Source organism: Psychroflexus salinarum (genome assembly GCF_042677225.1).
Taxonomy (GTDB): Bacteria; Bacteroidota; Bacteroidia; order Flavobacteriales; family Flavobacteriaceae; genus Psychroflexus; species Psychroflexus salinarum.
Genome location: NZ_JBHTIV010000005.1, coordinates 669,003 through 691,385 on the forward strand (window position 1 = coordinate 669,003; position 22,383 = coordinate 691,385).

Genomic DNA, 22,383 nt, shown 5'->3' on the forward strand with positions numbered 1-22,383 from the left:
ATTTATGGTCAAAATAAAAAACCTAATCATTTTTGGGACTCGTCCTGAGGCTATCAAGATGGCACCACTGGTAAAAGCTTTTGAAGGTGAAAAGAATTCTTTTGAAACTAAGGTTTGTATTACCGCCCAGCATAGAGAGATGTTGGATCAGGTACTTGACTTTTTCCAAATCAAACCAGATTTTGATTTGGATTTAATGAAAGTAAATCAAAATTTATACACTTTAACAGCTGATATACTGACTTCATTAAAGTCTGTTTTAGAAGAGTTTAAGCCAGACTATGTTTATGTTCACGGCGACACTACCACAACCATGGCAGCGAGTATTGCTGCGTTCTATTCCGGGGCGAAGGTTTGTCATGTAGAAGCAGGCTTAAGAACCTTCAACAAGCGCTCCCCTTTTCCTGAAGAAATCAATAGATCTGTTACTGGCCGTATAGCCGACTATCATTTTTCACCCACTCAGACTTCAAAAGAAAATTTATTAAAAGAAAATATAGATGATGACCATATTCTAGTCACTGGAAATACTGTCATAGATGCGCTGAAGTTTAGTAATGCAAGAGTTAATTCTTCAGAATATACCGACGAGGAAATAGAATCTTTGAAACCTCTTTTAGAGTCCAATAAAAAGTTAATTCTAGTCACAGGACATAGACGAGAAAATCATGGTCAAGGGTTTATAGATATCTGTAGTGCTTTAAAAGAAATAGTGGGAACAAATGAGGATGTGCAAATTATCTATCCCGTTCATCTCAATCCGAATGTGAAAAAACCAGTTTTTGACATTTTAGGCGATGTGCCGAATATCTCGTTAATAAATCCTTTATCCTATCCTGCTTTTATTTGGCTAATGAGCCAGTCTTATATCATCATTACAGACAGCGGAGGAGTCCAGGAAGAAGCCCCTAGTCTTGGTAAACCAGTCCTGGTTATGCGTGAAACCACAGAACGTCCGGAAGCTGTGGATGCTGAGACAGTTTTGTTGGTTGGAACTGACAAAGAAAAAATAGTTTCTGAAACTAATAAGTTATTAAGCGACGATCTTTTCTATAATCAAATGAGCTTACTACATAATCCTTATGGTGATGGCTTAGCTTGCGATAAAATTGTAAAATTTATAAAAAAACTTCCTCAATGATATCAGAACCAAAAGTTGTCATGATAGGACTAGGCTATATCGGTCTTCCCACAGCAGCTCTTATCGCTCAAAATAAAACCTATGTCCATGGTGTTGACATTAACGCTGACGTAGTAGAAACCATAAACAAAGGCAAAGTTCATATCGTAGAACCAGACCTTGACAAGGCTGTTTCTGATGCCGTTTCAGAAGGCTTTCTTCAAGCAGATACTAAACCTGTACAGGCCAATACCTATCTGATTGTTGTACCGACACCTTTTAAAGCCAAAAACGAACCTGATATATCTTTTGTAGAGGCAGCAACAAAATCTATTATCCCTTTATTGAAAGAAGGTGATTTATATATCATTGAGTCCACCTCACCTATCGGGACCACTGAAAAGATGGTAGATTTCATCTATCAGGAGCGACCAGAACTTAAGGGCAAGCTTAATGCCGCCTATTGCCCTGAACGAGTTTTACCCGGGAATGTGATGCATGAGTTAGTTCATAATGATAGAGTAATTGGAGGTGTTAATGAAAAATCTACAGATAAGGCCATAAGTTTTTATAAAGAATTTATTAAAGGTGATTTACACCGGACCAATGCACGTACTGCAGAAATGTGTAAATTGGTTGAAAATTCATCAAGAGATGTTCAAATTGCCTTCGCAAATGAGTTATCGCTGATTTGTGACAAAGCAGATATTGATGTATGGGAACTCATCAAGCTGGCCAATAAACATCCAAGAGTAAACATCTTACAGCCCGGCTGTGGAGTTGGTGGCCATTGTATTGCAGTAGACCCTTATTTTATTGTGGCGGATTATCCTATGGAATCTAAAATTATAGGAGCTGCACGAGAGATTAATAATTATAAATCATTTTGGTGTGCAGAGAAAGTTCAAACCGCAAAGCTAGAATTCGAATTAAAACATGGTCGTAAACCAAGCATTGCCATTATGGGGTTGGCGTTTAAGCCCAATATAGATGACCTGAGAGAGTCACCAGCTAAATACATTGCTCAAAAGGTCTTACAAAATGCCAACAACGAAGAATATTTTATTGTTGAGCCAAACATAGAGTCACATAAGATTTTTAAACTGACTAATTATCAAACGGCTGCAGATAAAGCCGATATAGTTGTTTTTCTTGTGGCGCACAACGAGTTTAAGAATCTAAAACTTAAAGATAAAGTAATATTGGATTTTTGTGGGGTGTTAACTTAAAGCAGATAAAATAAATTGATACGAAGACTTCAAAATACTCTTAAAGACTCAGATTTCAAAGAAATCCTTACTAAAGGGTTTTCTTTTCTATTGATTCGTATTGTGGGAACCCTTTTAAGTTTTGCATTTACATTTTATATTACTAATACCTATGGCAAAGTTGAGTGGGGCTTGATCGCATTAGGTTTTTCAATTTTTACTATCATCAGTATTTTTGGGCGACTAGGATTAGACTCAAATTTGGTTAAATTTTATTCTCAATATGAAAACCTTCAAGATACAGGTGTTTTTTATTGGGCATGGCTTAAAGTTTTTTTGTTTTCTACTTTATTATCTTTAATTGTATACAATTTTGGTGAAGCTCTAGTTACAGATGTTTTTCTAAAGCCAAAACCTGAATTATTACCATACCTTAATTGGCTACTCCCTTCTATACCATTTTGGACAACTGTTTTTGTTTCTGCTGCTATAATGCGAGCAAGAAAAATGAATAGAGCCTTTGCATTTTACACATTAGTAGGGAGGTTTGGAATTTTATTGCTGATTATTTTATTGATGGCTCATGATAATGTCTTATTCATTATTAAATCTCATTTTTTTGGTCTTATTTGTTTATCGATGATGAGTTTAGTTCATGCAATTTTAATTTTAAAAAAACCTACTTTTAAAACTGATCAGAATACTTGGGGGTTTGTCAAGGAGGCTTTACCTATGATGTTGAGCAGTTCAATACTTGTTTTGATGAGTTGGATGGACACTTTTGTCATGGGTGTTTACGAAAATGAAGCTGACGTTGGTATATATAGTGTTGCAGTAAAGATCACTACCTTAACTACTTTCAGTTTACAAGCTATTAATTCTATTTTAGCTCCAAAAATTGCTAAAAGTTACGCTAATAATGAAACAATCAACTATAAGAAATTCATCCAATTTTCTACTAAGATAAATTTTATAATGACGTTTGTTGTTGTTGGTTTCATTGTTATTCTAAGTCCATATCTACTTGGATTATTTGGTCAAGGCTTTGAAGCTGGTGTAAGTGTTTTAATTATTTTGTGTGCTGGTCAAATGATTAATTCATTATCAGGTTCTGTAGGTGTCGTTATGCAGATGATTGGTGAGCAAAAGATGTTTCAAAACTTTATGGTTTCAGCGCTCATTATCAATTTGATATTGACTTTGATTTTGACACCTAAATATGGAGGTAGTGGTGCTGCTACAGCCACTGTGTTAAGTATGATTTTTTGGAATATAGCAGGTGCAACTTATTTGAAGAAAAAGAAAAATATACAAACATACTTTAAGCCTTTTTAATTTGTTGAATTCAAGTGGCCTAAGGTTCTTGTATTATATTCATTACAGTTATATAACTAAATCATTTAAGCCTTACTAGTGCAGAGCTTTTATAAATTGTAATTTTGACAAAACAATATTCTGTAGACAAAAAATTAAAACTCAGGTAAAATAAAATGAAACATGTATTTATAACAGGCTGTCCAAGAAGTGGTACAACAATGCTAGCTAACATTTTAGGTAATGGAGAATCTTGCGTGGCTACGCCAGAATCACATTTTTTTAACGACTTTATTTATAAATACCTGCCAGAGAATTCTTCCAAATCAGAAAAAAAAGACTTAGTTATTTTTTTTAATGATCATTACAGGTTTAAACAATGGGAGATAGATGCAAATAATATTGAAAATCTTCCGAAGATAATAACTAATAAATCTTACAATATTGTAATTGAAAACACCATAAAATTATTCGCAGAACGACATTCAAAATCACAAGAAAAGGAACTAATAAGAATTGATCACACACCGAGTAACATTAAATCTTTCAATATTATAAACAAACTCTTTCCTGGGTCTAAATTTGTTTTTATTGTAAGAGATCCAAGAGCAGTCTATGCTTCCATAAAAGACTTAGATTGGGGACCCAATTCCTCATTGAAATTAAGTCAACTCTGGATTGAATACACTGCAGCCTTTTTTGCTGTTCAAAGACTTTATCCTAACCGGGTTTGTCTAATTAAATACGAAGATATTATTAAAACTCCTTCAACGCAAGTTAAGAAGCTATGTGATTTCATTGAGATTGAATATAGAAACTCATTATTAGAAGAGGGAAGTGGATTTAAAGTGCCTGACTATACATTTTCTCAACACGCTTTGGTTGGTAAAGCTTTAGACAAGAGTAGAATAAATAAATGGAAAAATGAGCTTCAAAAACAGGATATCAAAATTATAGAGTCCCAATGTGATGCTATTCTAAATGCTTTAGGTTATGAAAATTTATTTGATAGTAAATATAAAATAACCAAACGTGATAAATTGAAAGAACTTTTCAAAGAAATTTATTATTATTTTCCGAATAAGATCAGGAAAAAGAATAGAGAGAGCAAATTATAAATGATATAAAAATGATAAAAAAACACTCTTATTATTTCCTTTTTTTTGGTCTTGTTGCAATCTTTTCTTGCAAGCCGAAAACGGAGCTTTATTTAGAAAGAGGTTTAGACATATTAAGTAATGTCAAAGAAGTTGAGTTTAATATATACCAGGATATTGTTATAAAAGAAATTGGAGTTATTAGGGATCAAAAAGAAGAGACTAAAACACTTGTGTTTAAATTAGATAATAACGCTAATGAAGAGACTTTTAAAAATAATTATGTTATTGGGCTAAAAGCTTGGATTATGGATGAAAATAATAAAGAAAGAAAAGAAAACTGGGACTTTAGACCTGAACTTATTAAGTCAAATGGTTATAATTACTTTGTGAACAAAATAAATATTAAAGAAGATAAAATAAAAAAGATGAAAATATATGCTTATCAAAATTTAGATGGAGAGAAGCGTGAAATAGGTTCTTCGATACTTTTACATAAAATATATACTTACAATGACTAATAATAGACCTAATATTGCTCTGGTAACTCCATTGAAAGATGAGCTAAATAATATTGATAAGTTCTTAGACTCTGTCAAGAACCAAAGCATTCCAATAAAAACTTTAATAATTGTAGAGAATGATAGCATTGACGGTAGTAAAGAATATTTGGATAGAATTACTGAACTAGAAAACATTGAACAATTTAAAGTTATTAATATAAATTTTGAAGATACCACCTACCGTGTAGGGAAAAAATATGCAACCATTATTAATACTGGGTTTGAAAATCTAAGGGAAGAACCTTTCTATGATGAATTAGACTATATTGGCATTTTAGATTGTGATGTGTTCCCAGAAATGGATTACTACAAAAAGCTAACAGGATTTTTAATGAATAATCCTGAAATTGGGATTTCCAGTGGGCTAATATTTACCAATGAAGGGAAACAGCATATTGCAAATCAAAATTGGGTAAGAGGAGGATGTCGAATTTGGAAAAAAGATTGTTTTGATCAGGCAGGTTACCGTATTGCTTATACAGCTGATACTGTATCAGTAGCCCTAGCCCATTTGAAAGGATGGAAAACAGAAACTTTAAAATCTGCTAAAGTAATTTCCAGAGAAGTAGACGTACGATTTTCTAACTCATCTGAAAAAGGATATCACGCCTATTATAGGGGGCATACTTTGCTTTACATGACTTTAAAATCTTTGTATACAATTCTGATAAAAAGAAAAGTTAAAACAGGTTCAACGCTTTTGGTTGGTTACATGAAAAGTATGCTTAGCAGAAGGCCTAGAATTGATGATGATAAACTAAGGAAATATTTTAAGTATTATATGTTTAATAAACTGATTAAAAAATATTTATAGTGAATGCTAATGTCTTAATAATATTTGTTTGTTTTATCCTTTCAGGTTTTTTTCATCAAGGACTCTATTTAATATTTCCAATTCTCACATTAGTATACATTTTATACCAAAAAGAATCCAGGTTAGTGTTAAACCCTATTAGCAAAATTTATTTATACTTTTTTTTAGTAGCTTTAGCTCTTTTTATAACACAATCTATACTGTATTACGACATAAAAATCTTTTCGATAAAAGGGTGTTTAAGGTATTTTGCTTATTTTTCTTTTACAGTATTTGCATCCTATTTAACAAGGAAAAACATTAAATACTTTTTTGTCATACTAGTTGTATATTTCATTTTAACATTACCAATGAGCTATGACCAAATCAATTATTTAGGACGTTATCGTAATGTTTTGGGGCATTCAAATCATTTAGCTTACGTGCTATCAATGATTATTTACTTTTTACTTTTTAATAGACCTTTTAAAAGTAAGAAAATTAACATTGCATGTATAATTGTGCTTCTTGCTTCTTTAATTTTGACGAAATCAACAGGAGGGTTATTAGTTATTCTTGCGATATTGGGGTATAATGGAATCATGTCTAAAAGAATATCGTTTTTAAATAAAATTTTATTTTCAATCTTGCCTATTATTGGAATTATATTAGCTATAAATCTCTCTGAAAAAATTGCCTTTCAATTTGAATCTATAAATTTTTTAAATTGGGAATTTATAGAGAGTAGAGCTACACAATTCTCTAAAGATGGTGTTGTCAGAGCTGGTGGTCATGGTTCTTTTATATGGCGAATCATATATTGGTCCGCAATAGTTTATGAGTTTCTCTCAGAGTCTTTCTTAAAAATAACTTTTGGACTAGGCGTTGACCATTTAACCCAAGGGAACATGCCTTACAAGTTTATGAGCCAAGATCCGCATAACGATTTTGTTAAGGCCTTACTAGAGTTTGGAGTAATAGGTCTACTGTTGTTTTTAAGCTTTTTTTGGAGAGTCTTCGAAGTTGTCAAGAAAAATTTCAATATTATTTTAATAATGATTGTACCTGCTTTTTTTGGAAATCCAACGGTAAATTTTTCAGTTAGCATGACCTTAATTTTAATTTTAATGTATGAGTATAAGAAAGTTAATACCGCAATTGACTAATTTTTTTCTAATATTATTTATTCTATTTACGGTATTACCTGTTAAATTGAATTATAGTAGTATTACAATTGTAATTTTGGTTATTTTAAGTCTAGTAAACTTACTAATTTTAAAGAATAATAGTTTTAAAAGATTAAAGTACTCTATTTTCAGTATTAGTATCCCTATCGTTATTTACGCATTAGGACTTATAAATTCAACAAACATTGATTATGGATTAGGGTTTGTATCTAAAAATGCGAGTTTTTTAGCTTTTCCTTTGATTTTTTTTAGCTTGAGTAAATATATAAATAAAGATCTACTTTTTAAGTTTTATTTACTAGGGCTTTTTGTGACTAATCTTTATTTATTATATCTATTTGTGTATTATTTTAATTTCGGTTTGAGATTTTATAAGATAGTTACAATAGATGTTTATCATTCTACCTACCTTGGAATGTATTCACTATTTGCATATTGGATTTGCTTTATTTTCTACAATAAAAACAATAGTAAAGTCTATTTATTTTTAGCAATATTCTTCTTTTTATCTGCCGTCGTTACTTCAGCTCGGATTATTTTTTTACTTTCTATCTTGTCTGCTGGGGTATCATTGATGTCAACGACAAAGTCTGATGGTAAAAGATTTGCTGCTCTTGTTTTGATAGCTTTGTTTAGTACTACAGCCTTAATTAATATCCCTTCATATAAGCAAAAATTCAATCAATTTCTGGAGCTAGATACATTAAGCTTTGATAAAAACAATTACCGTAGCATATCTTCCAGATTTGGCAAACTTGAAGCTTCTTTAAATGTGTTGAAGGATAATATTTGGATAGGAACAGGTACAGGAGATGCTAAAGATAAACTTGTGGAAGAGTACAAAAAAATGAACTTTACTATGGGGTATAAGAGGAAGTATAACCCTCACAATCAATATTTAGATAATTTAATAAGAAACGGGATAATAGGTGGTATTATTAGCTTGTTCGCTATTTACTTATTGCCTTTTTATATTTCAATAAGAAATAAAGATAAACTTTTGCTCGCGTTTACAATTATAGTTGCAGGAGTGAGCTTAACAGAATCAATTTTAGATACTCATAAAGGTATAACCTTTTATGTGTTTTTTGTTACACTTATGTTAAGTTCTATTATCCAGGATAAATTAACCTTTAGTAGATGCAAATGAACAATCATTCAAAATTAATTATTAAAGGTCTTAAAAATTACACTCATTATGATAGGTGTTACTAGTTATTTTTGATTTCAAAAGCATTTTAGCTTAAATGATAAATAAGTTACTTAAATGAAAAGAACAAGCATACTTAAAACAAATATTGACAACTTAACGATGCAAGAAACTTTAGATTTGGTTGATGAATCCGTCCAAAGTTGTAAACACATTCATCATTCTGTAGTCAATGCTGGTAAAATAGTTTTGATGCAAGACGATGTCCAGCTGAGAGAAAGTGTTAATAATGCAGATATTATCAATGCAGATGGGCAGGCCGTAATATGGGCTTCAAAAATTTTAAATCAGCCCATCAAAGAACGTGTGGCAGGTATAGATTTGATGGAGAATCTTGTTGAATTAGCTCATCATAAAGGGTATAAAATATATTGCTTAGGGGCTGAAGAAGACATCGTAGGTAAAGTTGTTCAGGACTATAAACGCAACTATTCTGAAGAACTCATAGCTGGTTATAGAAACGGCTATTTCTCAAAAGAGGAAGAGCAAGGAATAGCTCAGGATATTGCCAATAGTGGAGCAAATATGCTGTTTGTCGCCATTTCCTCCCCCAAAAAAGAAAACTTTCTTTACGAAAATAGAGAAGTCTTAAAAAAAGTAAACTTCATAATGGGCGTTGGCGGAAGTTTTGATGTGATTTCAGGCAAAACAAAGCGTGCTCCCAAATGGATGCAAAAATCTGGATTGGAGTGGTTCTACAGATTTCTTCAAGAGCCCAAAAGAATGTGGAAAAGATACCTCATCGGAAACACTAAATTCATATTTCTGACTTTTAAAGAAAAATTAAAAAAATAATTTTCATCTTTTAATGTTGCTTCATAGTAATTCAAAACTATAATTAACCCCACCCTATGAAAATAGCAGTCATCGGAACAGGTTACGTCGGCCTTGTTACAGGAACATGTTTAGCAGAAAACGGTAATGAAGTCCTTTGTGTCGATATCGATAAAAACAAAGTGGATCAAATGAAGGCAGGTGTGGTGCCTATATATGAACCTCACCTGGACGTGCTGTTCGATAGAAATATCGAAGCGGGTAGACTCAACTTTACTACTGACTTAAAAGAAGGGTTGGACTTTGGAGAAGTGATTTTTCTGGCTTTACCGACTCCAGACGGAGGGGATGGCTCTGCAGATTTAAAATATGTGTTGGGCGTGGCTAAAGAAATTGGTGAATACATCACCTCCTATAAAGTGATTGTGGATAAAAGCACGGTCCCTGTGGGAACTGCAGATCTCGTACATTCTACAATTGCCAAAGACTGTAAAACAAACTTTGATGTGGTGTCCAACCCCGAATTCCTGAGAGAAGGTTTTGCGGTGGACGATTTCCTCAAGCCAGAACGTATTGTGATTGGCTCAAGTAGCGAAAGAGCGAACGAAGTGATGCAGCGTTTGTATCAGCCTTTCGTGAGATCTGGTAATCCTATCATCATCATGGATGAAAAGTCAGCTGAGCTGACTAAGTATGCCTCCAATTCCTTCCTGGCGACCAAAATTACCTTTATGAATGAGATCGCGAATTACTGTCAGAAAGTAGGTGCAGATGTCGATAAGGTTAGAATCGGTATGGGAACAGACTCCAGAATAGGAAAGCGCTTTCTGTTTCCAGGCATAGGCTATGGGGGCTCTTGCTTCCCTAAAGATGTAAAAGCATTGCATAAGTCAGGAAAAGACATTAACTATGACTTCAAAATTTTAGAGGCTGTCGTAGACGTCAACGAAAAGCAAAAAACGATATTATACCCGGAAATTTCATCATTTTTTGATGGTGATTTAAAAGGTAAAACCATTTCCATTTGGGGACTGGCGTTCAAACCAGAAACCGATGATATTCGTGAAGCCCCAGCTTTGTATATGATTGATAAATTATTGGAAGCAGGCGCTAAAGTAAAAGCTTTTGATCCTGAAGCTATGGAGAATGTAGAACAGAAGTATGGGGATAAAATAGGTTTTGGTAAAGACATGTATGAAGTGACAGAAGGCGCAGATGCCCTATTGATCTGTACAGAATGGAGTATTTTCAGAACACCAGACTACAAGCGCTTAAAATCAAACTTAAAGCAGCCCGTTATTTTCGATGGTCGAAATTTATATCCAACGGTGGAGCTAGCTAAAGAAGGAGTACACTATATTTCCATAGGAAGACAAAAAGTTTAAGTGTTTTTATAAGATTCACGGAGAAGTTAACTGCATAGTTTCAGAGTTCAACTCTAAACCTTTGCATTTTTAATTACATAAAAGTTTTAGCGCTCATATGCTTAAAACTTATAACTTTGCAAATTCAAATATCGAATGATAGCCCTAAACAATCTATACTTATGAAAACAATTTTAATCACTGGTGCTGCTGGATTTTTAGGGTCTCACCTTTGCGATAAATTTATTGATGAAGGCTTTAAGGTGATTGGTATGGACAATCTAATCACAGGAGATTTAAAGAATATTGAGCATCTTTTTAAACTAGATAATTTTGAGTTTTACCACCACGACGTTAGCAAATTCGTTCATGTGACTGATGATTTAGATTATATCCTTCATTTCGCCTCCCCTGCTAGTCCAATCGATTATTTGAAAATACCTATCCAGACCCTTAAAGTGGGATCTTTAGGAACACATAATTTACTAGGTTTAGCCAAAGCCAAAGGTGCCAGGCTTTTGATCGCCTCTACAAGTGAAGTTTATGGCGATCCTCAGGTGCATCCTCAAACCGAAGACTACTACGGGAACGTCAACACCATTGGACCCAGAGGAGTTTATGATGAAGCCAAACGCTTCCAGGAGTCACTAACGATGGCATACCATCGGTTTCACGGACTGGAAACCAGAATCGTTAGAATTTTTAATACGTATGGCCCCAGGATGCGTTTAAATGACGGTCGGGTGATTCCGGCATTTATCGGTCAGGCGCTAAGAGGAGAAGACCTCACTGTTTTTGGCGACGGATCACAAACCCGTTCGTTTTGTTATGTAGACGACCAGGTGGAAGGTATTTACAGATTATTAATGAGCGACTATGCAGAACCTGTGAATATCGGTAATCCGTATGAAATTTCAATTTTAGATTTCGCTGAAGAAATTATAAAATTGACAGGGACCGATCAGAAAATAGTTTTTAAGCCATTACCCAAAGATGATCCGATGCAAAGGCAACCCAATATTTCTAAAGCCAAATCAATATTGGGCTGGGAACCTAAAGTGGATAGAGAAGAAGGCATGAAGTTAACCTATGATTATTTTAAGTCACTCACAAAAGAAGAATTAGAAAGAAGCGAACACAAGGATTTCTCAGATCACAATAGAAGATAGTTAATGGCCAAATCAGGAAGATATTCTGCCTACATAAGACCTTTATCCTATGCAATGGATATTGCAGTTCTTATTTTTTTTGCGCTTCAATTCGACTTCGATCCTATCTTGAACCTGACCTTTTTTTTGTATATCATCATCACTTGGATTTCACTTTCTATTAAGTCCAATTTTTATGAGGTTTATAGATATACCAAAATCACTAAAATTGTTTCCTTAACGATTTTACAGATTATTATATTTACTTTAATAATCTTTGCTTTTTTTGGATACTATTATGAATATGGAAGAAATTCCTCCAGGATTTTTCTTTATTTAGGAAAATCTTTTGGACTTATTTTCTTAATTAAAGTTTCAATTTACTACTTATTAAAGCGCTATAGAAAAGATCTTGGCGGTAATTATCGAAAAACTGTCATCATTGGAGATTCTCCTAAAACTAGACAGTTGTTGCATTTTTTTGAAACTACTCCTGACTTTGGTTACAAATGTTTACAGATATTTGATTTAAAGCAAAAGCGAGACAACTTACGTGAAATCTTTGAATACGTTTTAGTTAATGATGTTGATGAAATTTATTGTTCTGTGTCAGAGGTTAAAAATAATCAACTTAATTCAATTGTTAATTTTGCGGATAATAATCTGAAAGTTCTAAAATTTCTTCCAGACAATAAAGATGTGTATTCAAGGAAATTGAAATATGAATATTATGGGTTTTTACCAATTTTATCATTGAGAAAAATTCCTTTTGACGATACATTGAATAAATTTTTGAAGCGAATTTTTGATATTTCTGTTAGCTTATTTGTCTTAGTATTCATTCTATCTTGGCTTACCCCTCTAATAGCTATTTTAATTAAAATAGAAAGCAAAGGCGGGGTTTTCTTTAAGCAAAAAAGAAATGGTCTCGATTATAAGGAGTTTTATTGTTACAAGTTTAGGTCGATGAAGCCTAATCCAGAAGCAGATTTGCATCAAGTAAGTAAAAATGATAAGCGTATTACTAAAATTGGTCGATTTTTGAGAAAAACGAGCATAGATGAACTCCCTCAATTTTACAACGTATTGCTTGGTGATATGAGTGTTGTAGGTCCAAGACCGCATATGGTAAGTCATACTCATATGTATGCAGAAAATGTAGATAAGTTTATGGTTAGACATTTTATCAAACCTGGAATTACTGGTCTCGCTCAAGTAAGTGGTTATAGAGGGGAAGTAGAAACAGATCAGGATATAATAAACCGAGTTAAATATGATATCTTTTATTTGGAAAACTGGTCTCTATTATTAGATATGAAAATTGTTTTTCAAACAGTTATCAATGCTATTAAAGGAGAGAAAAAAGCCTACTAATGTCAGATTTGGTCTCTATAGTTACACCAGTTTATAACGCTGAAAAATTTATTCAGGAAACGATTCAATCCGTTCAAAATCAATCTTACGAGAACTGGGAGCACATCCTAGTTGATGACAGTTCCTCAGATAATTCTACTGAAGTTATAGAAGAATTTTCGAAAAACGATCCCAGAATCAAGCTTGTCAAGCTCTCTGAAAATTCAGGTCCGGCGGTCGCTAGAAATAAAGCTATTCATTTAGCCAAAGGACGATATCTGGCATTCTTAGATGCAGACGATATCTGGTTTGATTTTCACTTGAAGGATTCTTTAAATTTCCTGACTGAAAATAAGTGTGAGTTTGTTTTTGCTTCTTATAAACGCTCCAATGAAGACCTTGATTTTGTTTATTCAGATTTTGAGGTTCCAGCTAAAGTGTCTTATACAGACATCTTAAAATCAAATTCTATAAGTTGTCTTACGGCTGTTGTAGATACTTTGGCTTTAGGTAAAAAAGAAATGCCTCTTATACGGAAGCGCCAGGATATGGGTTTGTGGTTGAAATATTTAAAAGAAACCGAATATGCTTACGGGATTCAAAGACCTCATGCTATCTATAGAATAAGAGAAAACTCGCTTTCCAGGAATAAGCTTCATCTGATTAAATACCAATGGGAGTTTTATAGAAAAGTAGAAGAGCTTTCTGTTTATAAATCATTTTACTATCTAGCATTATGGACTTATTTTGGATACAAGAAATACAAAAACTAAGTTTCTTAAATCCTTCTTAATTTTTAAAATTAAGTATATATTGCTCACCCTCCAATAAAGGAAAATGAAGTCATTATATACACTTACAATTTGTTTATTTTTAAGCATTAGTTGTTATGGAAATAATTCCAAAATAGATAGCTTAAAAACAGAATTAGCCAAAGTAAAATTAGACACTACCAAGGTTAATATTTATAATGAAATCGCTGTTCAGTTTATTGATGTAAGCTATGACAGCATCCTGCCTTATTCACAAAAGGCGCTCAACTTATCTAAAAAAATCAAGTTCCCAAAAGGAAAAGGCATAGCCTTAAAAAATCAATCTATCTATTATTTTTTTGCCGGAAATCAAGCCGAAAGCAGAAAAAAAATTGAAGAAGCCATTCTTGTTTTTAAGGAAATTGAAAATGATCATCTTCTTGGCGAAGCCTATCAGAGGTACGGGTTGTTACTCAAAAACTATGGAAACACCAATGAAGCCATAGACAAATACCAAACGGCTATCGGTTATTTTGAAAAAATAAATGATCAAAATAGTATTGCAGATAACCTTATCAACCTTGGTAACGTTTACCAAAATCAAGGAGAATTCGATAAAGCTCTAGCGGTGTATTCTGACGCAAAAGAAGTCAACAAAGAATTAGAGGATCTTGGCATTAGAGCCAGCATACTAACAGGAGAAGGGGTTATAGCAGAAAATAAAGGTAATTTTAATATTGCGGTTCAAAAATTATCAGAAAGTCTGGAACTTTTCAAAGCCTTAGGAGAAACCAGGCTGGTATTGGGGATGTATAATAATCTGGCAAATGTGTCCAGAAAGCAAGGGAATTATTTAGTAGCTATAGAATATTTTGAGAATGCTTTATCAACAGCCAAGGAGATGAACAATCCCAGGCTTCAGGGCATTATTCTCAATAACCTCGCCAATGCATATTTAGATCTTGATGACGATGATAAGGCGGCCTCTCTCTATAAAGAAGCTATTGGGGTTATTAAAGATGTAGACAGGACGACTTACGCCAATTTGTTGGCCAATCTTGCCATTATCCAGACCAATCAAAAACAATATCATACAGCTCTACAATCTTTAGATTCTTCGCTTACTATTTATAGAGAACAAGGCAATAAAATATACATTGCCAATGCTTTATCTAATATAGCCTACAATCACCTCAAACTGGAAAATCTTTCAGAAGCTAAGAACTTTTATAAAGAAGGGAAATTTATAGCTGAAGAAATGGATGATAAATACACCTGTACATCTATTTATAATGGTTTAGGAGAAGTTTCTTTAAAAGAAAACAAATTAGACTCTGCCTATTTTTATGCTGAAAAAGCGCTTGCAATTTCCAGGGAAATAGAAGCTCTGCCAGAAGAATATTCAGCTGCAGAACTGCTTTATAACATTTCTAAATCTGAAGGAAATGATTCTGAGGCCCTTAACTATCTCGAAATTTTCACAAAGCTTAAAGACAGCCTCTTCGATGAGGAGAAGAGCAAAGCTCTGGGAAAGCTGGAAGCAGAATTAAGCTTCAAAAGTCTTAAGGAACAAATGGAACTGGAAACACAAAAACAAAATTTAGAAAATAAATATAAGGTCGATCAAAGGGAGGATTTTATAATTGGCCTTAGTATTTCTTCTCTCGCCTTAATTCTTTTCGTTGTTTTATTACTATACATCAGGAAAAATAAGACAAAAACGAATCGTTTACTTCATCTTAAAAACAAAGAGATTGAAACCCAAAACATCAAACTAAACGAGTCCAATCTTCAAAAGAACAAACTGTTTTCCATCATATCTCATGATTTAAGAAGTCCGGTGAATAGTCTGAGTCAAATCTTTGACATGTATGTATCAGGTCAGATTTCAGAAGAGGAATTCAAAGATTGGTTACCAGAGATCAATAAGAATTTGACTTCAACAAGGCATTTGATTGATAATTTACTTAAATGGGCAAGTGAATCCTTGAACGAATCACAAGTGGAAAAAACAGTGATTCCTTTGCAACAAGAGGTTGAAAGCATGAAAGAATTCTTTAGCTCATCATTGAAAAACAAAAACATTACTTTAAAAAATAAAGTTCCAGAAGATTTAGAAATCTATATGGATTCAAATGCCTTAAAATTGGTGATTCGAAATCTTATTTCAAACGCTATAAAATTTTGTAATCCCGAAGATGAAATTTCAGTTTCAGCTCTAAGACAAGGTGGTTACGATAGAATATGCATTCAAGATACTGGAGTTGGGATGAAACAAGACCAAGCAAGAAGACTTTTCAATAACTCTTCAATAATTTCTTCAGTAGGTACTCAAAAGGAGGAAGGAAAAGGAATAGGAACCGTGCTTTGCAGAACTTTTGTTGAAGAAAACGGAGGAACTATATGGGTGGATTATTCTGAAGAACATTTAGGCACTCGCATATGTTTTGAAGTTCCGGTAAAAGAATAATCAAAAAAGTTTTTAGCATTTATTTATCAGCCCTGGCTAAGTTTCAAGGATAACTATTCTTAAATTTGAGAAACTCTAAGCTATGCATAACTTTACGGCAACGTATACGGATTTGTACCAAATAAATATGGCTCAGGTCTACTTCCAGCAAGGAAAACATGAGCATGAAGCAGTCTTCGATTACTTCTTTAGAAAACTACCTTTTGAAGGAGGTTACGCCATATTTGCAGGCTTAGAAACTTTGCTTGAAGTTTTGGAAGATTTTCGGTTTTCTAAAGAGGATTTAGAATTTCTAAAAGGCCAAGGTTTAGATCCTGAATTTTTAGATTACCTCAAAACCTTCAAATTTAAAGGAAACATTTTCAGTACAACTGAAGGCGATATCGTATTCCCTACCAGGCCTGTCCTGCAGGTTGAAGCCAATATGGTAGAAGCCCAGCTGGTAGAAACGATCTTACTTAATATATTAAACTTTCAAACCCTTATCGCCACCAAAGCCAGCCGAATCAGAAAATCTGCAGGAGAACAAATGCTTATCGATTTTGGGATGCGCCGAGCACAGAGCTCTGGTGCTTACCATGCCAGCAGAGCAGCCTTTATTGGGGGTTTTGAAGCTACGAGTAATGTCGTGGCAGGCAAAGATTTCAACATCCCAATCTCTGGAACGATGGCGCACTCCTTTGTTCAGAGTTATGATGATGAGTTGACTGCTTTCCGTGATTTTGCCCAGAGTCATCCTGATAACACGATTTTGCTTATCGATACTTACGACACCCTCAAAATTGGTTTACCCAATGCGATTACCGTAGGCAAAGAAATGAAATCTCGAGGTGAGGAATTAAAAGGAGTTCGCCTGGATAGTGGCGATTTATCCTATCTCGCCAAAAAATGCAGAGAAGCCTTCGATGAGGCTGGGCTGGAACAGGTTAAGATTGCAGCCTCCAACCAGTTGGATGAAAACGTCATCAGAAGTTTGAAGGAGCAAAAAGGGCCCATCGATGTGTTTGGTGTGGGCACCAATTTAGTCATCGGCGATCCCGATGCCGCTTTAGATGGCGTTTATAAACTAGCCTTTGCCAACGATAAACCCAGAATAAAACTGTCAGAGAATTTGGCTAAACTGACGCTACCGCATAAAAAACAAGTGTATAGAATACGAAATTCAGAAGGCAAACTCGCCGGATCAGATGCTGTCACCATGAGGGAGGAAACCGATATAAAACACATGAACCATCCTTTCGAAACTTCAAAATCCTTGAGTTTCAACAATTGTAGTGAAGAACCTTTACTGCATTACGTCATGAAAGACGGTAAGCGAACCGAACCGCCCAAAAGTTTGGAAGATATCAAAGCCTATTCAAGAGAGCGACTGGCAGAATTGACAGAGGAATTTCAACGTTTTGAAAACCCACATATTTATAAAATCGGTATTACAGATCAATTGAAGCAAGAGCGAGATCAACTCAGAAATCATTACAAAAACAAAACATCATGAAAACCTTACTCATCGTAGACGCACAACTCGACTTTATGCCAGGCGGTGGTTTGGCAGTAGAAAATGGTGACCAGATCGTGTCGCACATCAACCTGATTCAACCTCAATACGACCTTGTTTTAGCTACCCAAGATTGGCATCCACAACACCACATGAGTTTCGCCTCCAACCACGATAATCATAAGCCTTTTGAAAACAAAGAAATCGATGGCTACGAGCAAACTTTATGGCCAGATCACTGTGTCCAAGGCAGTAAAGGCGCAGAATTTCATCCCCACATGAGAACCAATTGTATCGAAGCCATTTTTAGAAAAGGTACCGATGCCGGCATCGACAGCTACAGTGCATTCTATGACAATCACCATAAAAAATCTACGGGCTTAGCGGGCTTTTTAAAAGAAAAGGCTTGCAAAACCATAGATATTTGTGGATTGGCGGGTGATATCTGCGTGTATTTTACCATAAAAGATGCACTCAAGGAAAACTTTCATGTTCGAGTTATAGAAAAAGCAACTAAATCTTTAGACCAGGACAAATTCAATCAGCAGAAAGAAGAATTGAAAGCGGAAGGAGTAGAGTTTGTTTAACTTCTTTTGATTTTATTACTGCAAATTTTATTTTTTTTTTCGATATCCAGCTTAATAATTCGCGTTTTTCTCAAATAGCGTCCTGAATGTAAAGTTTCAACTGAAGTCGGCGTGAAGTTTAGGTTTCAGGATTTTTATTTTTTTGTTTACCTCAGAAAATTTAATTTTTGACCAGTTGACCAGTTGACCAGTTGACCAGTTGACCAGTTGACCAGTTGACCAGTTGACCAGTTGACCAGTTGACCAGTTGACCAGTTGACCAGTTGACCAGTTGTTCTTCTATTTTCTTTTCTCTTTATTCTTCTCATTTCAATTTTTATTTTCGACTCACGACCTACCTTTGCTAAGGAACGCAGGCGCAGGCTCACGACTCACGACTCACGACCTGCCTTTGCCAAGGAAACGCAGGCAGGCTCAACACTCACCAACTACTGAATACTGAATACCGAACGCCGAATTTCAACTTTCAAAATTTGCCAGTTCACCACAGATAGTTTAACCCCTTGACCAGTTAACCAGTCTTTGTTCTATTTTCTTTTCTCTTTTTTGATGAATGTAGAATAACGACTTTCCACCTAAAAAGCAGCTTTTCCAGCACTTTATGAATCTTTACCTGTCTAAAAAATAGGAGATTGCTCGTTAAGGCAAAACCTTAAAACATATGGCGTACCTAACGGCACGCAGGTTGAGAGATTCACTTACTGTTTTACCCGAATTTAGTCCCTAACGGGACACAGCTTCAAAGCCATTAGATATCGAATACTGGGCACAGAATTTCAACTTTCAAAATTTGCCAGTTCACCACAGATAATTTAATTTTTGACCCCTTGACCAGTCTTTGTTCTATTTTCTTTTCTCTTTTACTTAGTACCTAATACTGAAAGTGCCCCCTCAAGCCTAATCTCTACGACCTAAACCCTCATAACTCACAAACTTGTCACTCCCTGATATAGGTTGACCATTTGTAGTCTAAAGATAAGAGTCAAATTAATTTAATGAAGCTTTGTAGGTTTATGGTTTTGACTCATCAAAAAGACAGTCTATAGTCTTAAGTTATTAATCGATGAAAGTAGCCAAGACACATCTGATTGAATACATAGATTTCAGAGCGCTTCCCTCAAATCATCTTGTTTAATCCTCCTATAGATTTTATGCTTTAATTCTCAAATTATTTCCAATTAGGGGCGTTAGCCCTGATATCTTCATAAAAAACAGTAGGATAGAGGAAAAAGGGGTGTAACCCTGACATCTCAATTTGAACTGGAGCCAACTTATGTATAAATCTAAGAGCTATGTCATCCAAACTTTCCCTTTGATAAAAGTTAAGATGGTAAATTTTTAAATTCATCAATTTTAAATAATCAGATATTGACTATAGTTCAAAAGCGGTCAACGCTATTTAGGGAAGCTCATTTTTTTTCCTACAACCTAATACCTACAGCCTAAAACCTAATTCTTCTGCAACTTCTTAATCATCTTCTGAATGCGATCATTCAGTTTTTCAGAAGACAATTTTTCCCTCAGTCGGTCGGTGATAATAGGAAACGAAAAAGGCGTTGGTTTTTGGCAGCATTTCCAAACGATTTCCTGAGTGGCGATTCGCTCCAAAGCTTTTTGTAAACGACCCTGTTCCAATGAATGTTCAAAAGTTTCTGTAAAAGCTTGCTGATACAATGGATTATCAGGATCAAAATCTTTGAACACGTCAAATATCAATTGTGAACTGGATTGCAGGTGCTTGTTTTTGATCAGTTTGTTAGGATAACCAGTAAATACCAAACCTGCGATCACAGCAATGTCTCTGAATTTTCTCCTTGCCATTTCTGAAGCATTCAAACTTTTGGATAAATCATCCAAAAGATAATCTGCTGTAAACAGGTCATTATCTAAAACAGATTGCATATCCACAGCTTGGTCAGACAGCAGTTCAAAACCATAATCATTGAAGGCCAGTGAAAACGAAATCGGGGATAACAAACTTATGCGATAGGCCAGAAGACTTCCCATAGCCTCGTGCACAAATCGCCCCTCAAATGGGTAAAAAATATGATGATAACCATCCCGGGTTTTAAAAGTTTCGATCAAAAACTGATGAGGTTTTGGGACGATGGACTCCAGATTTTGGCGTTCAAAAATGGGTTCAAGGGCTTTCAATTCGGGGCTTTTCTCTTCAGCATCACTATTGTAAAGCTCTTCTCTTAGCAATTCACTCATTTGCGAAGTTAACGTCAATCGACCACCCATCCAGCTCGGCACTTTGGAAGTTTTGGATTTCGATTTTCTCACCAAAACCTGCATTTGCTTTATGCGCACCAGTTCCAGATTTCGACCAGCAAAAGTGAACACATCCCCAGGTTTTAATTTGGATATAAACCATTCTTCAATAGAACCAATAAAACCGCCAGTTATGTATTTCACGGTAAGTACGGCATCACTCACGATCGTACCAATTTGCAAGCGATGCCGCATGGCAATGCCTTTTCTGTTGACTTTGTAGAGTCCATCGTCTTCAACCTCTACTTTTCTGTATTCATCATAAGTTTGAAGTGCTTCACCACCTTTAGTAATGAAATTTAAAGCCCAGTTCCATTGCTCTTCAGTAAGAGTCTGGAAGCAAAAGGTTGATTGTATTTCAGGCAAAATATCTTGAGGAAAAAACCCGTCAGATACAGCTAAAGTGGTTAAGTATTGCACCAATACGTCAAAACTGTTGAGGTAAGGCAAGCGATCTTCTACCGTCTTACTTTCTACTGCTTTTTGTAAAGCTGAGGCTTCAATCAATTCTATGGCATGAGTTGGTAAAAAATAAATTACACTGGTTTTACCAGGCTGGTGACCACTCCTGCCGGCGCGTTGTAAAAATCTGGCTACTCCTTTAGGACCACCGATTTGTATGATAGTTTCTACAGGCGCAAAGTCAACACCTAAATCTAAACTTGAGGTACAAACCACAGCTTTAAGACTTTCATTTCTTATAGCACTTTCCACCCAAAGGCGTGTTTCTTTATTGATGCTGCCGTGATGCATGGCGAGTTCTCCAGCAAACTCTGGGTGTTTTTCCAAAATCTTTTGAAACCAAATTTCACATTGAGATCGTGTATTTGTAAACAGTAAAGTCGTTTTGGAAGCTTTTATAATTGGAATAACATCTTCCAGCAAGTGCAAGCCCAGATGTCCTCGCCATGGAAACTTATCCATGGTTTCGGGAATAATGCTTTGAACATGGATTTTTTTATCAAGATCAGCTTTGATTAGGATTGAATTATCCAGCATTTTTGGATTCACGCCTAAAAGCACATCACATGCCTGTTCTAAATTTCCAATGGTGGCAGAAATACCCCAAACCCTCAATTGAGGGTTTATAGTCTTGAATCTGGAAAGCGCCAATTCCATCTGGACACCACGTTTAGTACCCAGTAATTCATGCCATTCGTCAACTACTATGGCCTGGCAATCTTTTAAGGTTTTCGGATAGTCTTTAGAAGCCAGTAAAAGTTGAAGACTTTCCGGAGTGGTAACCAAAAGATCAGGCATTTTCCGCTTTTGCTTCGCTCGCTCTTTCTGGGGTGTGTCACCAGTTCGTATACCAATGCTCATGTCAAGATCCAGATCGAGGATAAGTTGTTCAGCGGCTTGTTGTATTTCAATAGAAAGGGCGCGAAGTGGTGTGATCCAAACTGCTTTTAGACTGGAAGTTTTTCGTTTTTGTTGCGCTTTAAGTTTTAGAATTTCGAGAAAAATCGGCACCCATAGTGCGTAAGTTTTTCCACTACCTGTCGGTGCATTCAGTAAGCCATGTTTGCCTTCGGCGTAGGCCTGCCAGGTTTCCGTTTGAAATTGAAAAGGTGTCCAGCCCTTGGAAACAAACCAATTGGTAAACAGGGAAATGTCTGGGGAGTTCAGCATACTTACAAACATAAGTATATTTCACCATCAACTTATATCTGT

The 22,383-nt window shown here is 35.0% G+C and carries 18 protein-coding genes; 16 read left to right on the forward strand and 2 right to left on the reverse strand.

Translation table 11 applies throughout. The features are described from left to right. Positions 1–4 precede the first annotated feature (4 nt). The 16 genes from wecB to pncA all read left to right on the forward strand — a co-directional run bounded on the left by wecB (position 5) and on the right by pncA (position 18,435). Positions 5–1,141 (forward strand): non-hydrolyzing UDP-N-acetylglucosamine 2-epimerase, encoded by a 1,137-nt coding sequence (wecB, locus tag ACFQ0R_RS05200; RefSeq protein WP_379657316.1) that lies wholly within the window; start codon positions 5–7, stop codon positions 1,139–1,141. Continuing rightward, positions 1,138–2,349 (forward strand): UDP-N-acetyl-D-mannosamine dehydrogenase, encoded by a 1,212-nt coding sequence (gene wecC, locus ACFQ0R_RS05205; protein ID WP_379657317.1) that lies wholly within the window; start codon positions 1,138–1,140, stop codon positions 2,347–2,349. The genes wecB and wecC overlap by 4 nt, the downstream gene beginning before the upstream one ends. 15 nt (positions 2,350–2,364) lie before the next feature. Then, complete coding sequence (locus ACFQ0R_RS05210) at positions 2,365–3,663, forward strand: oligosaccharide flippase family protein (protein WP_379657318.1); 1,299 nt, start codon at positions 2,365–2,367, stop codon at positions 3,661–3,663. 155 nt (positions 3,664–3,818) lie between these two features. Next, positions 3,819–4,760 (forward strand): sulfotransferase family protein, encoded by a 942-nt coding sequence (locus tag ACFQ0R_RS05215; RefSeq protein WP_379657319.1) that lies wholly within the window; start codon positions 3,819–3,821, stop codon positions 4,758–4,760. 11 nt (positions 4,761–4,771) lie between these two features. Further along, positions 4,772–5,260, forward strand: a complete 489-nt coding sequence (locus tag ACFQ0R_RS05220) for a hypothetical protein (protein WP_379657320.1) — start codon at positions 4,772–4,774, stop codon at positions 5,258–5,260. Then, positions 5,253–6,116: a glycosyltransferase gene (locus ACFQ0R_RS05225; protein ID WP_379657321.1), complete on the forward strand. Its 864-nt coding sequence runs from the start codon at positions 5,253–5,255 to the stop codon at positions 6,114–6,116. Before ACFQ0R_RS05220 ends, ACFQ0R_RS05225 begins: the two co-directional genes overlap by 8 nt. A 350-nt stretch (positions 6,117–6,466) precedes the next feature. After that, positions 6,467–7,261, forward strand: coding sequence for an O-antigen ligase family protein (locus ACFQ0R_RS05230; protein WP_379657322.1), 795 nt, complete (start codon positions 6,467–6,469; stop codon positions 7,259–7,261). Continuing rightward, positions 7,227–8,432 (forward strand): O-antigen ligase family protein, encoded by a 1,206-nt coding sequence (locus ACFQ0R_RS05235; RefSeq protein WP_379657323.1) that lies wholly within the window; start codon positions 7,227–7,229, stop codon positions 8,430–8,432. Before ACFQ0R_RS05230 ends, ACFQ0R_RS05235 begins: the two co-directional genes overlap by 35 nt. 117 nt (positions 8,433–8,549) lie before the next feature. Continuing rightward, on the forward strand, positions 8,550–9,287 hold the full coding sequence (locus tag ACFQ0R_RS05240) for a WecB/TagA/CpsF family glycosyltransferase (protein WP_379657324.1): 738 nt from the start codon (positions 8,550–8,552) through the stop codon (positions 9,285–9,287). 56 nt (positions 9,288–9,343) lie between these two features. Further along, a complete protein-coding gene (locus tag ACFQ0R_RS05245; protein ID WP_379657325.1) occupies positions 9,344–10,651 on the forward strand; it encodes a UDP-glucose dehydrogenase family protein in 1,308 nt (435 codons plus the stop codon). A gap of 161 nt (positions 10,652–10,812) precedes the next feature. After that, the gene (locus ACFQ0R_RS05250; RefSeq protein ID WP_379657326.1) at positions 10,813–11,799 is read left to right on the forward strand and encodes a UDP-glucuronic acid decarboxylase family protein; all 987 of its coding nucleotides are present in this window, start codon (positions 10,813–10,815) and stop codon (positions 11,797–11,799) included. Positions 11,800–11,802: 3 nt separating this feature from the next. Then, positions 11,803–13,152 carry an undecaprenyl-phosphate glucose phosphotransferase gene (locus ACFQ0R_RS05255; protein ID WP_379657327.1) on the forward strand — a complete coding sequence of 450 codons (1,350 nt, stop codon included), beginning with the start codon at positions 11,803–11,805 and terminating at the stop codon, positions 13,150–13,152. Continuing rightward, positions 13,152–13,904, forward strand: coding sequence for a glycosyltransferase family 2 protein (locus ACFQ0R_RS05260; RefSeq protein WP_379657328.1), 753 nt, complete (start codon positions 13,152–13,154; stop codon positions 13,902–13,904). The genes ACFQ0R_RS05255 and ACFQ0R_RS05260 overlap by 1 nt, the downstream gene beginning before the upstream one ends. A 64-nt stretch (positions 13,905–13,968) precedes the next feature. Beyond that, entirely contained in the window at positions 13,969–16,353 is a 2,385-nt protein-coding gene (locus ACFQ0R_RS05265; protein WP_379657329.1) for a tetratricopeptide repeat-containing sensor histidine kinase, read from the forward strand. 82 nt (positions 16,354–16,435) lie between these two features. Continuing rightward, positions 16,436–17,848 carry a nicotinate phosphoribosyltransferase gene (locus tag ACFQ0R_RS05270; RefSeq protein ID WP_379657330.1) on the forward strand — a complete coding sequence of 471 codons (1,413 nt, stop codon included), beginning with the start codon at positions 16,436–16,438 and terminating at the stop codon, positions 17,846–17,848. Next, on the forward strand, positions 17,845–18,435 hold the full coding sequence (gene pncA / locus ACFQ0R_RS05275) for a bifunctional nicotinamidase/pyrazinamidase (RefSeq protein WP_379657331.1): 591 nt from the start codon (positions 17,845–17,847) through the stop codon (positions 18,433–18,435). The genes ACFQ0R_RS05270 and pncA overlap by 4 nt, the downstream gene beginning before the upstream one ends. 146 nt (positions 18,436–18,581) lie before the next feature. Here the strand turns inward: pncA and ACFQ0R_RS05280 are convergent, their stop codons facing one another. Together ACFQ0R_RS05280 and ACFQ0R_RS05285 are read right to left on the reverse strand one after the other, a co-directional pair. After that, positions 18,582–18,743, reverse strand: a complete 162-nt coding sequence (locus ACFQ0R_RS05280; protein ID WP_379657332.1) for a hypothetical protein — start codon at positions 18,741–18,743, stop codon at positions 18,582–18,584. A gap of 1,141 nt (positions 18,744–19,884) precedes the next feature. After that, positions 19,885–22,353 carry a ligase-associated DNA damage response DEXH box helicase gene (locus tag ACFQ0R_RS05285; RefSeq protein WP_379657333.1) on the reverse strand — a complete coding sequence of 823 codons (2,469 nt, stop codon included), beginning with the start codon at positions 22,351–22,353 and terminating at the stop codon, positions 19,885–19,887. Positions 22,354–22,383: the final 30 nt, after the last annotated feature.

Excerpts from the sequence above, each read along its gene's own strand:
- ACFQ0R_RS05285 (WP_379657333.1), bottom strand. The coding sequence starts at position 22,353 with ATGTTTGTAAGTATGCTGAACTCCCCAGACATTTCCCTGTTTACCAAT.
- ACFQ0R_RS05280 (WP_379657332.1), bottom strand. The coding sequence starts at position 18,743 with ATGAGAAGAATAAAGAGAAAAGAAAATAGAAGAACAACTGGTCAACTG.
- wecB (WP_379657316.1), top strand. The coding sequence starts at position 5 with ATGGTCAAAATAAAAAACCTAATCATTTTTGGGACTCGTCCTGAGGCT.
- pncA (WP_379657331.1), top strand. The coding sequence starts at position 17,845 with ATGAAAACCTTACTCATCGTAGACGCACAACTCGACTTTATGCCAGGC.
- ACFQ0R_RS05255 (WP_379657327.1), top strand. The coding sequence starts at position 11,803 with ATGGCCAAATCAGGAAGATATTCTGCCTACATAAGACCTTTATCCTAT.
- ACFQ0R_RS05250 (WP_379657326.1), top strand. The coding sequence starts at position 10,813 with ATGAAAACAATTTTAATCACTGGTGCTGCTGGATTTTTAGGGTCTCAC.
- ACFQ0R_RS05240 (WP_379657324.1), top strand. The coding sequence starts at position 8,550 with ATGAAAAGAACAAGCATACTTAAAACAAATATTGACAACTTAACGATG.
- ACFQ0R_RS05265 (WP_379657329.1), top strand. The coding sequence starts at position 13,969 with ATGAAGTCATTATATACACTTACAATTTGTTTATTTTTAAGCATTAGT.
- ACFQ0R_RS05220 (WP_379657320.1), top strand. The coding sequence starts at position 4,772 with ATGATAAAAAAACACTCTTATTATTTCCTTTTTTTTGGTCTTGTTGCA.
- ACFQ0R_RS05230 (WP_379657322.1), top strand. The coding sequence starts at position 6,467 with ATGAGCTATGACCAAATCAATTATTTAGGACGTTATCGTAATGTTTTG.
- wecC (WP_379657317.1), top strand. The coding sequence starts at position 1,138 with ATGATATCAGAACCAAAAGTTGTCATGATAGGACTAGGCTATATCGGT.
- ACFQ0R_RS05215 (WP_379657319.1), top strand. The coding sequence starts at position 3,819 with ATGAAACATGTATTTATAACAGGCTGTCCAAGAAGTGGTACAACAATG.
- ACFQ0R_RS05270 (WP_379657330.1), top strand. The coding sequence starts at position 16,436 with ATGCATAACTTTACGGCAACGTATACGGATTTGTACCAAATAAATATG.
- ACFQ0R_RS05225 (WP_379657321.1), top strand. The coding sequence starts at position 5,253 with ATGACTAATAATAGACCTAATATTGCTCTGGTAACTCCATTGAAAGAT.
- ACFQ0R_RS05260 (WP_379657328.1), top strand. The coding sequence starts at position 13,152 with ATGTCAGATTTGGTCTCTATAGTTACACCAGTTTATAACGCTGAAAAA.
- ACFQ0R_RS05245 (WP_379657325.1), top strand. The coding sequence starts at position 9,344 with ATGAAAATAGCAGTCATCGGAACAGGTTACGTCGGCCTTGTTACAGGA.
- ACFQ0R_RS05235 (WP_379657323.1), top strand. The coding sequence starts at position 7,227 with ATGAGTATAAGAAAGTTAATACCGCAATTGACTAATTTTTTTCTAATA.